The 16,094-nt window shown below is 47.3% G+C and carries 11 protein-coding genes; 7 read left to right on the top strand and 4 right to left on the bottom strand.

Going from position 1 to position 16,094, the window contains the following annotated elements; all coding sequences use genetic code 11:
• Positions 1–33 precede the first annotated feature (33 nt).
• Together QUF61_RS14335 and QUF61_RS14330 are read right to left on the bottom strand one after the other, a co-directional pair.
• Positions 34–795 (bottom strand): ABC transporter permease, encoded by a 762-nt coding sequence (locus QUF61_RS14335; RefSeq protein WP_103921997.1) that lies wholly within the window; start codon positions 793–795, stop codon positions 34–36.
• Positions 792–1,727 carry an ABC transporter ATP-binding protein gene (locus tag QUF61_RS14330; protein WP_103921998.1) on the bottom strand — a complete coding sequence of 312 codons (936 nt, stop codon included), beginning with the start codon at positions 1,725–1,727 and terminating at the stop codon, positions 792–794. The genes QUF61_RS14335 and QUF61_RS14330 overlap by 4 nt, the downstream gene beginning before the upstream one ends.
• Positions 1,728–2,067: 340 nt before the next feature.
• On the opposite strand from QUF61_RS14330, the gene QUF61_RS14325 reads away from it, so the two are divergent.
• The 4 genes from QUF61_RS14325 (at position 2,068) to QUF61_RS14310 (ending at position 9,109) form a co-directional block, all read left to right on the top strand.
• Positions 2,068–5,364 (top strand): efflux RND transporter permease subunit, encoded by a 3,297-nt coding sequence (locus tag QUF61_RS14325; RefSeq protein WP_289682311.1) that lies wholly within the window; start codon positions 2,068–2,070, stop codon positions 5,362–5,364.
• Between the two features lie 111 nt (positions 5,365–5,475).
• A complete protein-coding gene (locus QUF61_RS14320) occupies positions 5,476–7,803 on the top strand; it encodes a VIT domain-containing protein (protein WP_289682310.1) in 2,328 nt (775 codons plus the stop codon).
• The gene (locus tag QUF61_RS14315; protein WP_289682309.1) at positions 7,776–8,588 is read left to right on the top strand and encodes an archaeosortase/exosortase family protein; all 813 of its coding nucleotides are present in this window, start codon (positions 7,776–7,778) and stop codon (positions 8,586–8,588) included. Before QUF61_RS14320 ends, QUF61_RS14315 begins: the two co-directional genes overlap by 28 nt.
• A complete protein-coding gene (locus tag QUF61_RS14310; RefSeq protein WP_289682308.1) occupies positions 8,585–9,109 on the top strand; it encodes a hypothetical protein in 525 nt (174 codons plus the stop codon). Before QUF61_RS14315 ends, QUF61_RS14310 begins: the two co-directional genes overlap by 4 nt.
• 83 nt (positions 9,110–9,192) lie before the next feature.
• Here QUF61_RS14310 and QUF61_RS14305 read toward each other — a convergent pair whose 3' ends face one another.
• Both QUF61_RS14305 and ftsX read right to left on the bottom strand, forming a co-directional pair.
• Complete coding sequence (locus QUF61_RS14305; RefSeq protein ID WP_289682307.1) at positions 9,193–11,637, bottom strand: glycosyltransferase; 2,445 nt, start codon at positions 11,635–11,637, stop codon at positions 9,193–9,195.
• 127 nt (positions 11,638–11,764) lie between these two features.
• The gene (gene ftsX / locus QUF61_RS14300; protein ID WP_289682306.1) at positions 11,765–12,796 is read right to left on the bottom strand and encodes a permease-like cell division protein FtsX; all 1,032 of its coding nucleotides are present in this window, start codon (positions 12,794–12,796) and stop codon (positions 11,765–11,767) included.
• Between the two features lie 123 nt (positions 12,797–12,919).
• Between ftsX and QUF61_RS14295 the strand changes: the two genes are divergently transcribed.
• Genes QUF61_RS14295 through QUF61_RS14285 form a run of 3 tightly spaced genes read left to right on the top strand, consistent with a single transcriptional unit; the run spans position 12,920 to position 15,986 of the window.
• A complete protein-coding gene (locus QUF61_RS14295; protein WP_289682305.1) occupies positions 12,920–14,899 on the top strand; it encodes an adenylate/guanylate cyclase domain-containing protein in 1,980 nt (659 codons plus the stop codon).
• Positions 14,881–15,408 carry a glycine cleavage system transcriptional repressor gene (locus QUF61_RS14290; RefSeq protein ID WP_103922006.1) on the top strand — a complete coding sequence of 176 codons (528 nt, stop codon included), beginning with the start codon at positions 14,881–14,883 and terminating at the stop codon, positions 15,406–15,408. Before QUF61_RS14295 ends, QUF61_RS14290 begins: the two co-directional genes overlap by 19 nt.
• 17 nt (positions 15,409–15,425) lie before the next feature.
• Positions 15,426–15,986, top strand: a complete 561-nt coding sequence (locus QUF61_RS14285; protein ID WP_289682304.1) for an AAA family ATPase — start codon at positions 15,426–15,428, stop codon at positions 15,984–15,986.
• Positions 15,987–16,094: the final 108 nt, after the last annotated feature.

Genomic DNA, 16,094 nt, shown 5'->3' with positions numbered 1-16,094 from the left:
TTGCAATAAGGGTGGTAAGATGCCATAGCCCTATCACTGCTTCAACCGATAACCCGTCTTAAACATCCACCACACAATCAGCAGGCAAGCTGTTAGAAATAGCACAACAACAAATAGGCTCAAACCGACGCTGACATCAGCAGCTTCGAAAAAGCTCCAGCGAAAGCCGCTGATTAAATAGACTACCGGGTTGAACAGGCTCACAGTCTGCCAGAACGGAGGCAGCATATTGATGGAATAAAAACTGCCGCCTAAAAATACCAGCGGGGTAATCACCAATAGTGGAATGATTTGCAGGTTTTCGAAGTCTTTTGCCCACAGGCCGATAATAAAACCGAACAGGCTGAAGGAAATGCAGGTCAAGAGCAGAAAGGCCAGCATCCACACCGGGTGGGCGATGTGTATTTCAACAAAAAAACTGGCTGTTAGCAGAATAATGATTGCGATCAACAAAGACTTGGTAGCTGCTGCGCCCACATAGCCAATGATGATCTCAATGAAGGAAATCGGTGCTGACAGCACTTCATAGATTTGCCCCGTGAAACGTGGAAAAAATATGCCAAACGAGGCATTGGCAACGCTCTGCGTCAAAATTGCCAGCATGATTAGACCCGGCACGATGAACAGGCCGTAGGAGACTTCACCCACGGCATCAATGCGGGAACCGATAGCGGAGCCAAATACGACAAAGTACAACACTGTGGAGAGCACCGGCGAAGCAAAACTTTGTCCCAAGGTCTCAAAAGCACGTTTCATTTCGTATTTATAAATCACCCGGATAGCGTAAATATTCATGCTGCGTCCTCTCCATTCCCCTTGATAAGATTGACGAAAATGTCCTCCAATGAGCTTTTCACCGTGTTCATGTCTTTGATGGTGAAACCGGCGGTGGCGATAGTTTTCATCAATTTGTCGATACCGGTATCCGCTTTATGTGGATCATAGGTATAGGTGAGTATATTCCCGTCCCGTGAAATTTCCAGTGAGAAGTCCGCTAGAGAAGCAGGCAGCGCAGCAACAGGCGATACCAGTTCAATTTCCAGTTGACGTTTGCCCAGCTTATGCATCAGCGCGTGTTTGTCATCCACCAACAACAATTCACCCCGGTTGATAACCCCGACCCGGTCAGCGATGGCTTCAGCTTCTTCGATGTAATGCGTGGTGAGGATAATGGTTACGCCCGCTTGGCGTAATTGTTCAACCAGTGCCCACATATCCTTGCGTAATTCCACGTCTACACCTGCCGTGGGTTCGTCCAGAAACAACACCCGTGGCTCATGCACCAAGGCTTTGGCAATGAGCACCCGGCGTTTCATGCCGCCGGACAATTCCATCAGTATGGCCTTTCGCTTATCCCATAAGGCCAGGTCTTTGAGTACCTTCTCAAGGTAAGCCGGGTCAGGCTTTTTGGCAAACAGGCCACGGCTGAAACACAAGCTGTCCCACACCTTTTCAAAAGCGCCTAAAGCCAGTTCCTGAGGCACCAGGCCGATAAGCTCGCGGGTGATGCGATAATCTTTCACGCTGTCGTAGCCGTCCACCGTCACCGCCCCACTGCTGGCGTTGACAATGCCGCATATAATTGAAATCAGCGTGGTCTTACCCGCGCCGTTCGGCCCCAACAAGGCGAGTATTTCGCCACGCCGTATTTCCAGGTCGACATTTTTTAATGCCTGAAAACCATCGGCATAAGTTTTGGACAGGTTGGAAATGGATACAATGGACATAACAGGTATTTACCTTCAAATTTTTGCACTAATTTCGCAAAAAACTATTTTCATCTTTAAGTATTATCATACTTGAGTATTACACTTCTTGTAAGAGGGTGTTTGACATATAAAACCACCTAAAATAGGCCGGTAGAAAACTGGGTTATTTTTCCTGTACTGCCTACAAATTTTCATGTACTTGTTGTCAATTTTGTTACTTGGGCAATTTATTCGTTATACTCATTGTCTATCTAGCTTTAACTTTAATTAACCAGGCGTTGCCATAATGCAATCTTTTCTTGCACTAGCCAGTTATGAAAGCAGATTTCAAGCTCATTAAAATTGCAGGGGAAAACCCATGACAGATAAACCCAGCCACCATGAATCCCGCCGTCCGGCACTGTCACACCCGCCTATTCCCCCCGTACAGAAAGTACCGCTAGGCATGGCGGGCGCAGTTGCAGATTTTTTTATCGACTCACCACTTTCTCCGTTGTTATTGTTGACCACCCTGTTTATCGGCATGATCGGCCTGCTGTTTACCCCGCGTCAGGAAGACCCGGAAATTTCTGTACCGATGATTGATATTTTATTGCAATATCCGGGGGCTTCTGCTGAGCAGGTAAACAGTCTGGCAGTGGAGCCGCTAGAACGTTTGATGAGTGAAATTCCCGGCGTTAAACATGTGTATTCAGCCTCACAGCGTGAGCAGGGCATGGTGACGGTGCGCTTTGTGGTGGGTGAAGCACTGCGCCCTTCCATCGTTAAAGTCCATGACAAGCTCCAGTCCAATCTCGATAAAATGCCGCCCGGCGTATCCATGCCGCTAGTGAAACCCAAAGGCATTGATGATGTACCAGTTGTCACCTTGACCTTATGGTCGCAGCAAATTCAGGATATGGCGCTACGCACCTTGGCGCATAATCTGTTGCATCGTTTAAAAGAAGTGCCTAATACTGGTGCGGGTTTTGTGGTGGGGGGGCATCAGCGCCAGGTTCGTATTGAAGTGTTGCCAGCGCGTTTAACCGGGTTTGGCATCGGTTTGGATCAAATCGCCCAGACCATACGCAGCGCCAATAATGAACAAGGTGCAGGCAGTCTGGAGAGCGGCAACCAGGTGTTTAAGGTCACTACCGGTACTTTTTTACGTAATGCACAAGCCGTCAAAAATTTGGTGATAGGCACCCATCGCGGGGTGCCGGTGTATGTGCGTGATGTCGCCAAGGTTATGGATGGGCCTGCGGAAACCACGCAAATGGTCTCATTTTTCACGGGACAGTCACACCAGCTTGCTGACGGGCTGGAAATTGCCGATGGCGCAGCGGCTGTGACCATTGCCATTGCTAAAAAAGAAGGCAGTAACGGGGTGCGGGTGGCGCGTGATCTACTGGATAAGGTGGAATCCTTAAAAGGCCGTTTGATTCCCGCGAATGTGCAAGTTCACGTCACCCGTGATTATGGCAAAACCGCCAATGATAAGGTCAATGAATTGCTGGCAGCCTTGCTGGGCGCGGCATTTGCCGTGAGTCTGCTGTGCTGGATTACAATTGGCGGGCGTCCGGCGCTGGTGGTGATTATTGTGATTCCCGTGGTCATTTTAATTACCATCTGGTGTACCTGGGTGCTGGGCTACACCATTAACCGCGTCAGTTTGTTTGCACTGATTTTTGCCATCGGCATTCTGGTGGATGATGCCACAGTAGTGGTAGAAAACATTTTCCGGCGCTGGTTGCAGGAAGGTAAAACCGACCGCGCCACGGCGGTGGATGCCGTGCGCGAAGTCGGCAACCCCACCATTATCGCCACCTTAACCGTGCTCGCCGCCTTGCTGCCTATGGGGTTTGTCAGCGGCATGATGGGGCCATACATGTTGCCAATTCCTTTGTTAGGCTCGGTGGCGATGGTATTTTCCCTGTTAGCTGCATTTGTATTCACACCCTGGTTTTCCATGCGCCTGCGCCCGAAATTACAGGCCTTGTATCATGCTGAGCAACATGAGCAAAAGATTCAGAAAAAAATTGGTAAGTTTTATCGCCCCTTGATTGTGCCTTTGGTACGGCGGCGTCTGCACGGCTGGATTTTTTTAATCCTGATTGTAGTCAGTTTTTTCCTGGCCTGCGTGATGTTTTATACCCAGGCCGTCACCGTCAAAATGCTGCCGTTTGATAATAAACCGGAATTTAACGTGCTGATTAATATGCCGGAAGGCACGGCCTTGTCGGTGACAGCCAATCTGACGCACAAACTGGCGCGCAAGCTGCGGGAAATTCCTGAGGTCACTGCGCTGCAAACCTATGTCGGCACCGCCTCGCCGTTTAATTTTAATGGCATGGTGCGGCATTATTACCAGCGCGGTGAAGCCTGGCACGCCGATATACAAGTGATGTTGCAAGATAAAGACGAACGCGCGCGCAGCAGCCACAAAATTGCAGCAGTAGCGCGCGCGCAATTACAAGACTTGATTGCCGATACCCAGGCGCGCATTGCCGTGGTAGAAATGCCGCCGGGGCCGCCCGTATTACAAACCATGGTTGCTGAAATTTACGGCCCTGATGACAAAACCCGCCGTCAGGTGGCGCAGGATATGGTGGGCATATTTGAGCAGGTGCCCAATCTGGTGGATGTGGATGATTATATGCAGGCTCCACACGACATTTGGCATTTTGAGGTGGATATTGAAAAAGCCGTGCGCCGGGGTATTTCCGTGGAAACGATTAACCGCAATATTGCGATGGCAATGGGCGGTTATCAGCTCGGTGATATTAAACGCGGCGTAACCCAGGAGCCGGTATATCTGGTGATTCAGGTGCCGCTGGGTTTGCGTGGACAACTGAGCCGCATCGGCAGCCTGCCCATTCCCGCCACCAATGGCGAGACCGTGCCCTTATCGGAACTGGGACACTTTATGCCGCGCCCGGAAGATGCAGTGATTTATCATAAAGACCTGCGTCCGGTGGAATATGTAATCGGTGAAATGGAAGGCCGTCTGGGTGCGCCGATTTACGGCATGTTAGCGGTGGAGGAAAAACTGAAAACCTATCAAACGCCTGATGAAATCCAGGGTATATCCGGCACACTCACCGGGCCACCGCCAGATAATAACCAGAGTGCGTTTGAATGGAGTGGCGAATGGGTGGTAACTTATGAAACCTTCCGTGATATGGGGCTGGCTTTTGCCGCTGCGCTGGTGCTGATTTATGCCTTATTAGTGCTGGAGTTTCGTAACTTTATTCAGCCTGCGATTATCATGGCCCCGATTCCACTGACGTTGATTGGCATTATCCCCGGTCACTGGCTGCTGGATGCCGAATTCACCGCTACTTCAATGATTGGTTTTATCGCTCTGGCGGGTATCGAAGTGCGTAATTCCATATTACTGGTGGATTTTGCTAAAAATGAAATCTATCGCGGCACGCCAGTGAAAAAAGCCGTGATTAAAGCTGGACAAATTCGTATGCGGCCCATCTGGGTAACGGATTTGACGATGATGGCAGGTGCATTTGCAATTTTATTTGATCCCATTTTTCAAGGCATGGCAATTTCTTTGCTATTCGGGCCGATTGTCGCCACTTCACTGACCTTGCTGGTGGTGCCGCTGGGTTGTATTACTGCCCGTGATTCCTTTTGCCCGGAAGCGGAGGATAATGAGAAATAAAATGCTTGCGCCTATCACGACTTTGAAAATTAGCTTCGAATGGCGTTACCAAAGCGAAGACCTGAGAGGTTTTTAAAAACCTGTCAGGTCTATGACAGGCTGGAGATATTTATGACAACTAAGAAAAAGCAGTTTTCTGTATTTTTTATTTCTCTGTTCGGCATATTATTGCCAATTATTGCTTTGCTCATGGACAGGCATTGGCAAGTACTGACCTATAATCAACTGGATTCCTGGCGCTATTTTATTCATATTGCGCTGATTGCCTGTGTGCCGTTTGCCAACCTCCTGGTGATGGCGCTGGAAATGAAAAAACCTGAGCTTATTATCTCGCCCAATCAGTTGCGTAACTTAAGCATGTTGCTGGGTATCAGCTTAGGCTCCTGCCTGCTTTATAGCATTACCTTTCTTCCTATTATGCCGTTTGGGGTCATTGCAATTCTTTTTTATGGCATTGGTTTTCTGGTACTTGCACCACTTTTTGGTTTATGGACAACATTGCTCTGCGTTAAGACCTTACGCCAGCACCAAGGCATTAAATCCGGGTGGACCTTACCCGGTTTGCGTTTGGGTCTGGTGCTGGTGTTGTTGATTTATGCAGGCTTGTATGCGCCGACCTGGTGGACGCAATATCATGTAAAACAAGCAGTGTCTCTTTCCAGTTCGGATGCGCAACGTGCCAGAAGCATTGCTCTATTACGTCACATGGGCGCGGATAAATTGCTTAATCCGGTTTCCATGATGGATGGTCTCGCCATTGATCCACTGGGTTGGGTATCGCACAGCGCGCCCCGCTTGTCTTATCAGGAACGTGCGGCCTTGTATTTCCGGGTGACGGGTAAAGCCTTTGACGCCAATACCATGCGCCCGCGCGGCTTTAGCAACTGGGATCAACATGCGGGCAGCAGCACCATTGGCGGGCGTATTAAAGGCTTAAAACTCAATACCACAAAGATGTCTGGTAAGGTAAATGCGGATGCCGGTGAAGCCTATCTGGAATGGTCTTTTATTTTTGAAAACAAGACCAACCGCAATCAGGAAGCCCGTGCAGAAATTCATTTGCCCCCTGGCGCAGTGGTATCACGGGTGACATTGTGGGTTAATGGCGAACCGCGTGAGGCAGCTTTTGCAGGCAGTGAGAAAGTCCGGCAAGCGTATCAGAAAGTGGTACAACGCAACCGTGATCCGCTGTTAGTCTCACACATTGCGCCGGATCAGATTTTAATGCAGTGTTTTCCCGTACCTCCGCAGCAGGAAATGAAAGTGCGTATCGGTATCAGCGTACCCTTGGTTGTGACTGAGGCCAGTCAAGCCCACTTACGTTTACCTTATATGCAGGCGCGTAACTTTTTCCTGTCGCAGCACAAGCTTGAACTTAATCTCAGCACTGACCGGGCAATGGCAAGCGTACCGGAAACCTGGCAGGTCAGTAAAAACACAAAAACCAGTCTTAATGCCACATTCCCTGCCACCAGCATAGCGCAGATTCAGGTCTTAAAAATACCACGTAATCCGCTTATTACCCAAGCCTGGGCAGAAGATGAACGGACTCAGGGCAACACCCGGTTTGTGTTACATAAGCTGCAACAACAGGCCGTCACCATACCCCAGCATTTAGCCATAGTTGTGGATGGCTCAGGTGGCATGGCATCTTATTTACCCAGCCTGCGCCAAGCGTTGAAAACATTACCTTCAACTATCCACCTGCGTGGTTTTTTTGCCGGGGATCAGTTACAAATAGCAGAAAATTTATCCAGCGCTGACGGCCTGGATGATTGGTTAGCGGATTTGGATATTATCGGTGGTCGTGACAATGTAGCAGCACTGGAAGCGGCATTAAAATGGGCCAAACAATATCCGACGGGTGCTGTCTTGTGGCTGCATGGACCAATTCCGCATCTGCTCAATACGCCGCAAAGTCTGGTAACTGCCTTAAAGGCAAATACTCAGGTCAATCTGTATGAATATCAGATGGGCATTGGGGATAATAAACTACTCAGTGCGGTAAAACACGCAACAAACCTGCGCAAGATAGCGCAATGGGGCGATGTCAGGCAGGATTTAAGCAATTTTATCCAAACCTGGTCTCATAAAACCGCCTTAAGCTGGACTTGGCAGCAGCAGGAACAAGCCCCGGCAGCAGCCAAACATCGTATCCAGGGCAGCTTTCATCTGGCGCGTTTATGGGCTTATCAACGCATACTTGAACAACCCAAAGGCTCGGCTGCACTGACTTTAGCCAGCACTTACCAACTGGTGACACCAATTTCCGGGGCGGTGGTGCTGGAAAATGCCCAGCAATATGAAGATGCCAAGCTTAAACCGGTGGATGCCACCAAAGTGCCTTCAGTGCCAGAACCGGAACTGGTCATTTTGCTGGGTATCGTGTTGTTGTTATGGTTGCTTATGTTATGGCGCAGACGACACTTATCCGCTTAATTCTCCTGCAACTGGGCGCGTTCTGGTCAGTCTGGCTGTGGTATATAGGGCGCGCTGGCAACGACCCCGAAGCCTTATGGGGCCTGTTGGCGCTCACCACTGCTTTATTTTTTAGTACGGGGCAGACCAGGAAATACAAACAGACTCAATGGGGGTTATTCTGGCCTATCCTATGGATGCTGTTGTATCTATTAGTATCACTGTATTTTCCCGGTTTTCCATTGCTACACGCTGGTTTTGCCATGCTATCTGTGGTCAGCACCCTGAGCTTATGGCGCTTTGGCAAACCCTGGCACCTGGGTTTATTCGGCCTGGTGTTCCTTGCTCTGCCGGTGATTCCCAGTCTACAATTTTATTTTGGTTATCCGCTGCGCTGGTTGGTTGCCAGCGGTGCCAGCGGCCTGCTCACACTAAGCGGTTTACCCGTCTGGCAAGATGGCGTATATCTGCATCTGGCGCATTATGCCGTTGCCATTGACGCGCCGTGCAGCGGTATCAAAATGCTGTGGGCCAGTAGTTATCTGGCCTGCGCATTAATATGTTTTTACCGGCTGAACACCCGGCAAAGCTTATTACTGCTGGGTTTAAGTCTGGTTTTGGTATTGCTGGGTAATATGTTGCGCGCCAGCAGCCTGTTTTATTTGGAAACGGGCTTAATGCCTGCCTTTTTCCCGTGGTTGCATGAAGGTGTTGGGGTGATTGTTTTTATATTGATGGCTTTGCTGTTGTTCTGGTATGGCGAGAAACATACAGGCAGCCGACTTGCCGAGGATTTAACACCTTGAAAAGTCTGCCACTATTATTATTTATCGGTTTATGCCTGAGCATTGCTTTATTACCTGCATTGCCCCGACAACATGCCGTTACCCAAGCCAGTACAGCAGCTTTCCCCGGCTGGCCCGATACTTATCAAAATCAGGTTTTACAGCCCCTGCCGCTATCTGCGCAAGAGCATTTGTTTAACAGTGGTTTCCCCGGACGTATCGCTAAATTTCAAGTGGGGGAACAAGCCATTATTTTACGTTGGATTCACGCGCCCAGCCGCAAACTGCATTCAGCGGCAGTCTGTTATCGCGGCAGCACTTATGTGATTAATCACCAGCCTTTGTACCAAAGTCCGCAAGGTGGTTTATGGGGTGCGTTTCAGGCACAAAAGGACGAGGAAGTTATCCATGTGCGTGAACAAATCCGCGACCAGCAGGGCCAGATGTGGACGGATGTGTCAGCCTGGTATTGGGCTGCGTTGTTAGGACACAGCCAAGGCCCCTGGTGGGCAGTGACAGAAGTGCGCTGGGGTGGAGCATGAATCTCTCTTAGGATTAAGAATTTTACTAAAACCGTAAACCGTAAACCGTAAACCGTAAACCGTAAACTATTGTATAATATTCGTTAATTACTCAGCAAAGTTTCCGATGCAGCCCATTTTTTACGGAATTTCTGCTGGTTAATGGCCTGCCATTTCTTATAGCCTGTTGCCGTGTCTGTACCCGCAGTTACGCCTTCATAATGAATCACCTCCGCGCGGTGGCAATACAACACCTGATACCCGGCGGCGCGCGCGGAAAAACATAAATCCGTATCTTCATAATAGGCCGGAATGTAGCGGGTATCAAATCCGCCCAGTTGTTTCCAAAGGCTGCGGCTGATCATTAATGCTGCGCCAGAGCAATAATCCACCTGTCTATCCTGGTTGTATTCCGGATTTTCCGGGTCTTGCGCACGCCCATAATTCTGCGCGCTGCCATCTTTAAATACCCGTCCCCCCGCTTCCTGCAAACGCCCATCAGGATAGAGCAGCTTGGCACCGGTAATGCCGACATTATCCTGTTGCTGCCCTGCCAGCAGTGCTGCCAGCCAGCCGGGGCGTACCTGGGTGTCGTTATTCAGAAATACCAGATATTCACCTTTTGCCTGCGCCGCACCTTGATTGCAGGCTTCAACAAAACCTTTGTTCTCTGCATTATGAATTATCTTGAAAGCACCTTGCAGATTTTCACACAACAAACGGGTTTCATCACTGGAGGCGTTATCAATTAAAATCACTTCCTTGCGAATTTCCGGGTCACATTCAATCAGGCTGAGCAGGCAATTAAAAGTATAAAGCACCTTGTTATACACGGGAATAATAATGCTCACCTGCGGGCTGTATTCCATGGGCAGTTGCAGGCGTTGCTGCAATGCCAGCAGCCGCAGTGGCTGCGGTTGTCCATTTAGAAGTGCTGTCCAGTGTTGTTGAAAATACTGGCGGTCTTTATCACAGTCTTTTTCCTGCTGGCGCAGGGGCTGGCGTAAAACCAGTTCAGCAGAGGGGCAATAGCGGCTGTGCCTGCCTTGTTTTGCCAGACGCATGAGCAAATCCTGTACCGCGTAACTGGCGCAAGCATAATGGCTGTCCAGTCCACCAAGCTGCCGCCAATCGGCAGCACGTAACAAAATTGCATCGGCTTCACAGGCCTGTACGCGGCGTGGCTGATTGTAATCAGGATGGGTAGCATCCTCGCATGATTCCATCTGAAATATGCTGGCATCTTGTAATAACTGCCCACCATTACTGTATAAATAACCATTACGGTTTAATAATTTCGGGCAAATCAGCGCTGCCTCCGGGTATTGCTGGGCAGTTTCCAGCAAAGCACTGAAGCTGTTTTCCAGCCATTGCGCCGCAGGCTGCATCAATAACAGCATTTCACCTTTAGCGTGTTCCGCTGCAATCTGCCAAGCTGCAATCAGGCTGTCTTGTTCCGGCACTTCCAGTAATTGCACATGCCCTTGTAAACAAGACAGCAAATGTGCAATACCCGGATGGGGATTAGCTTGTTTAATCAGCAGAATTTCAATGGCGGGGTTCTGGCTGTTTTCCAATGGGCTTAACAGACTACGCAAGCAATGGTAAATATCCGTATTCCAACCGCGCAGTGGCAATAATACACTGATTTTTGGTTTTTTCACCTCGGGTAAAACGATAGCCTTAAACTCATCAACATCAGCAAATGCAGGTGGTTGGCGTACACACCACAAGGCCACCACCCGTTGTTGCGCCAGATTGGCATCAGCGCAATACACCACAATATCAACTGGCTTGCCAGGGGCGCAGACCAGCGGCTCAGGCAATTCAATCGTAAACCAGGCATTATCCTCCAGGGTTTTGCCATCCACTTGGATCTGAACATGACCGATTTGCACACTAATCTGGCAGTCATTGATGCGTCCATAGGTACCAAAACGCAGACGCAGCGCCATGATCACCCCTTTTTCCGGCATCCAGCGGGTGCGGATGAACACCCCAGGCAATAATGCGATGGGCGTATCGCCCCAGGTGCTGTTAGTCGCGCATAAGCCCTGTTCCCGATCCAGCAAGGCACCTGCGGCATAAACCGCAGGCTTGGGCGTACACCACAACGCCAGATGATTTTCAGGGCTGGCATCCGGCGTGCTGAGTTCAAAATTAAGCAACTGCCCCGCCATGCAGAAAAATGGGCGCGGAAATAAAACCTCAGTGTAATCGTTGTCCAGAATATGTGCGCAGGAAAAGCGTAGTACCGGCTTGCCATTAATGCGCAACAATAAATGGCAAGTATTCTGACGTCCATAAGTACCAAAGCGCAGATGGATACGGGTGACTTTATTTTGCAGCGGGATCAATTGCCAACACAAACAAACCGCTTCCCGTAAAGGAATAGGATGACTGCCGCTGGCCGTGGCAACAGTTTGTCTACCCGGTAAAATGACCGCTGGAATCCAGTGGTTCAGGGCCTTTAAGTGCTGCTTGTTATTGTTTGCAACAATCGGCTTGGCAAATAAACGGGGAAATTTTTGTTTAAGCGAAGTCCACATGATATCAACCTGAATTCGGTGTAAGCTTCATTCAACGCCAAAGACGCTAAAAGCTGCTTCCCCTCATGCTAATTTTTTGATTAAGTTATCCAATCTGCGGGTATTATAAAATTTTTATGTCATAGGATTAACGTGGCTGAATTTCCTGTAAATGCCGACTGACAGCCAGCCACGCGCCTGCCAGACCCAGCACAACGCCTGTTGCCAATAATAAAAAGACATCCTGATAACTGAAAACACTTAATTGATAATGACTTTGATATAACACACTGAGTTTCTGCACCGGATTTTGCAGCAGGGCAAATGCCAGTTGCACCAAACTCCAGGCGATTACAGCACCAAATAAACCATACCATAAACCGGCATATAAAAATGGGCGACGAATAAAAGCATCGGTTGCGCCAAATAATTTATTGATCTCAATTTCCTGGCGGCGATTCTGGATTGACAGGCGAATGGTATTACCGGTGATGAGCAAAACCGCCAGACCCAGCAAAGCCGCCAGCACCAGTACGCTACGGTGGATAATTTCCATAATCGCCAGCAAACGTTTTAACCAGCGCATATCAAACTGGGCAATATCCACCTCCGGCAACGCTTGTAATAGCGCCAGCAAAACCTGCGAATTCTGGCTTGCGCCCAACTCTGGGTTCAGTTGTGGTTGCACCACTAGAACGGCGGGTAAAGGGTTACCATCCAGCGTTTCCAGGGCTTTACTGAAACCGGAAAGCTGCTGGTATTCCGCCAGTGCCTTGGCGCGACTGATGACTTGTACCTGCTGTATCTCCGAGCGCTGTTGCAGCTTTGTTGCCAATTGTTGTGCCTGTACATCGGAGACATCAATATTTAAAAAAACTGAAATACGCACAGTATCATCCCAGCTTTGGCTGAGCTGGCGGGCATTATCCAATAACAAATATAAACCACTGGGCAGCGCCAGAGCGATGCCAATCACTGCTGCGGTCATCAGGGTAGGAAAAGGTGTGCGGCTGAGTTGCCCCAGACTGAATACCAATACATGCAGATGGTGCAGCAACCAGGCATCAAGTGGTCTTAAACGACTGCGAAAAATACCGGGCGTTTTGCGTCTGCCAGGTGTCGGGGCGGATTTACGCGCTGGGCGGCGGGTATTTTTTTTGCGCCGGATAGGTGCGTCCATGAGTCTGGCATTAATCCTTTATGATTGTAGACATCATTGCTAAAAGTTGTGATTTCATATTGGGGAAGTGTACAATCTTCGGTAAAGCTGTAGCTTATACTAAATTCAGGTTAAATACCCCATATGAATAAAACATTATGGATGCGCCACTTTCTGTTGTTGAGTTTGTTATTTTTGGTATCCAGTGTTTTTGCTAATAGCAATCATACTGCAAACCCTGAAAAACCGGAAACTGGAATCCAGGCATTATTAGATCTATTGCAAAAAGCACAAGAGGTACAGGAAACTGATCCTGTACAAGCCTTAAAGCAAGCGCAACAGGTCGAAGCTTTAAATCGTAGCCTGAAAAATAATCAGGTACAGGCACGGCTTGGCGATATTATGGGTGCAATTTATATGAGGAAAGGCGATTACCAAACTGCTTTCCCGCATTATCAACAAGCGGTGCAAGCCTGGAAAAATGAAAATACCCCCGCATCGCTGGCAAATAGTGAACTCAACCTGGGTATTATTTACTGGCGTTTAGGTGATTATGATCAAGCCATTAAATTTTGCCTTAATGCGCTGCGCACCTATGAGCAATTAAAAGACCAGCGAGGTATTGCTAACAGCCTGCATAATATCGGTATTATTAACGATCTGCTCAAGCGTTATGACACAGCCCTGGAATACCATCACCGTGCGTTGAAAATTCGTACCACCATCCAGGATCAGAAAGGTGAAGCCGAATCTTACAGCAATATCGGTATTATTCATTATTTTTCAGCGCAATATGAGCAAGCCCTGGAGTATTATCAGCGTTCGCTGAAACTGCGGGAATCCATTGGTGATCAAGCGGGTGTTGCCAAATCGTTGAACAATATTGGCTTTATTTATATTGATCTGAAAAATTACCAGGATGCACTGGATTATCTGAAACGTGCATTAAAAATTCGTAAATCACAAGATAAGCAACAGGGTAACAACTATGAAATTGCCAATATTTCCAATAATATTGGCAAACTGTATTTACATTTGAAAGACTACCCGGAAGCCATTAAAACCCTGACCTACGCTTTAAAATTTGCAAGAGAGGGAGACTATAAAGATCTGATTCGGGAAAACTATGAACTGTTCTCCGATGTTTATATCGCGCAGGGTAATTACCTGGTCGGTCTGGATTATTACAAACTGGCAGCTCAAGTCAAAGATGAAATCTTTAATAATGAAAGTCAGGAAGAGATTTCAAAATTGCAAACCAAATACCGCGTCGAAAAACAACAACAGGAAATAGAGATATTAAAAAAAGACAATCAAATTCAATCACTGGCCCTGGATCGTCAAGCCCTGCAAAGAAATTCCCTGCTGGGTGGTCTGGCTTTGATTTTTATACTGGCCTTTGTGTTATATAACCGCTATCGATTTGAAAAAAAATCAAAACTAAAGCTTAAATCAGCTAATGATGTCATTCAACTGGAAAAAGAAAAGTCAGACAAACTTTTATTGAATATTCTGCCTAAGAGGGTAGCAGATGACTTAAAAGAAACCGGAAAAACTGAACCGGAATCTTTTGATAATGTCACAGTTTATTTCTCAGATATTGTCGGTTTTACCACCCAATCTGCAAAGCTGGAACCTAAGTATCTCATCGCCGAACTCAGCGATATTTTTACAAATTTTGATACCATTATTGAAAAAAATAATGGTGAGCGCGTTAAAACCATTGGTGATGCGTATTTATGTGTCAGTGGTATGCCCACAGCCAATCCTGATCATGCCAAAAATATTGTGAATTCGGCATTGGAAATCATGCAATACATGCATGAGCGCAATAAAACCGCAAAAGTACATTGGGAAATCAGGATTGGTATCCATAGCGGCAAGGTGGTTGGTGGCGTGGTTGGCGTTAAAAAATATATTTATGATGTATTTGGTGATTCTATTAACACCGCATCGCGCATGGAGTCCAATTCAGAACCCATGCACATTAACATCTCAGAAAGCACTTATCACTTAGTAAAAGATGAATTTAAAATTAAGCCACGTGGTTTAGTTGGCGTCAAAGGCAAAGGGGAAATGAATATGTATTTTGTTGAGGGTAAACTATGCAAAACCTGCTCGTAATTTCTGCCTTAGGCGATGATCGCCCAGGGATTGTTGATGAATTAACCCAGGCGGTTGCCGATTGTGGCTGCAATGTCAGCGAAAGCCGAATGAGTGTGCTGGGCGGAGAGTTTGCTATTATTTTATTACTCTCAGGCAATTGGGGCGCGGTGGCAAAACTTGAAGCGCAATTACCCAAGTTACAGTCACAAATGGGTTTATTACTCACCAGTAAAAGAACCGAGCAACGCGAATTCAAGCGTCAGATGATTGCTTACGAAGTGGAAGTGGTGGCGATGGATCACCCCGGCATTGTGCGTGATATTTCCGGCTTTTTTTCCAGTCGCCAGATTAATATCGAAAACCTGCAAACCAGTAATTACGCTGCCGCGCACACAGGCGCACCGATGTTTGCCATGCAGATGAATATCAGCATACCGGCTGATTTATCCATAGGCAGCTTACGGGGTGAATTTATGGATTTATGTGATGAATTAAATCTGGATGCCATGCTGGCACCGATTAAATAAGTTGAATATAGAGACTAATGATTAAAGAAATTCGTCTTCAAAACTGGAAAAGTTTTGAGGACGCAACCCTGTATATTGACCCATTGACAATATTAATTGGCTCAAATGCCAGTGGTAAGTCTAATGCACTGGATGCTTTGGAATTTTTAAAAAGAATAGCGAATGGGTTAGACCTGAGAACGGCCTTGGAAGGCAATGAAGTAATTCCACCTTTGAGGGGAGGATTGGAATGGGCTGCCTTAAAGTCAAAAAATTATTTTTCTATTGCCGCAACCTCTGAATTAACGGGACTTGAATTTAAGTTATCAGAACAAACAGCGATTGATAATACTTACGAGATGTTTGTAGTTACAGAAAATGAACCTGAATCCGATAAATTTAATTGGAATACTACTTATTCAATAGATAAAAAATACCCAGAACTATCTGAATTATCTTTAGCTAATAAATTTGATTTATCTAAATTAGAACTAATGGAGCATATCAGTAAAAAGCTGACTAATACATTGAGTTCTTATAAGTATGACAACCCAAATTACCCATACATGCTTAAAGTTACTAGAGATGTTGCCAAATAACCTAAATTAAAAAAACTCCCGCCCCATGCCCGTTTACCCTATGAATTACCCTCTACATTCCAGATTGAAGTTCCATAATCCAGCCGCTAGAAAAATAAATTTATCATC

The sequence above is a fragment of the Candidatus Venteria ishoeyi genome (genome assembly GCF_030378065.1).
In the GTDB taxonomy this organism is placed as follows: Bacteria; Pseudomonadota; Gammaproteobacteria; order Beggiatoales; family Beggiatoaceae; genus Venteria; species Venteria ishoeyi.
This window is presented reverse-complemented; position numbering and strand designations above follow the sequence as displayed.

Bases quoted from the DNA above. Each gene is read 5' to 3' on its own strand.
- QUF61_RS14335 (WP_103921997.1), bottom strand. From the start codon at position 795: ATGAATATTTACGCTATCCGGGTGATTTATAAATACGAAATGAAACGT.
- QUF61_RS14330 (WP_103921998.1), bottom strand. From the start codon at position 1,727: ATGTCCATTGTATCCATTTCCAACCTGTCCAAAACTTATGCCGATGGT.
- QUF61_RS14325 (WP_289682311.1), top strand. From the start codon at position 2,068: ATGACAGATAAACCCAGCCACCATGAATCCCGCCGTCCGGCACTGTCA.
- QUF61_RS14320 (WP_289682310.1), top strand. From the start codon at position 5,476: ATGACAACTAAGAAAAAGCAGTTTTCTGTATTTTTTATTTCTCTGTTC.
- QUF61_RS14315 (WP_289682309.1), top strand. From the start codon at position 7,776: ATGGCGCAGACGACACTTATCCGCTTAATTCTCCTGCAACTGGGCGCG.
- QUF61_RS14305 (WP_289682307.1), bottom strand. From the start codon at position 11,637: ATGTGGACTTCGCTTAAACAAAAATTTCCCCGTTTATTTGCCAAGCCG.
- ftsX (WP_289682306.1), bottom strand. From the start codon at position 12,796: ATGGACGCACCTATCCGGCGCAAAAAAAATACCCGCCGCCCAGCGCGT.
- QUF61_RS14295 (WP_289682305.1), top strand. From the start codon at position 12,920: ATGAATAAAACATTATGGATGCGCCACTTTCTGTTGTTGAGTTTGTTA.
- QUF61_RS14290 (WP_103922006.1), top strand. From the start codon at position 14,881: ATGCAAAACCTGCTCGTAATTTCTGCCTTAGGCGATGATCGCCCAGGG.
- QUF61_RS14285 (WP_289682304.1), top strand. From the start codon at position 15,426: ATGATTAAAGAAATTCGTCTTCAAAACTGGAAAAGTTTTGAGGACGCA.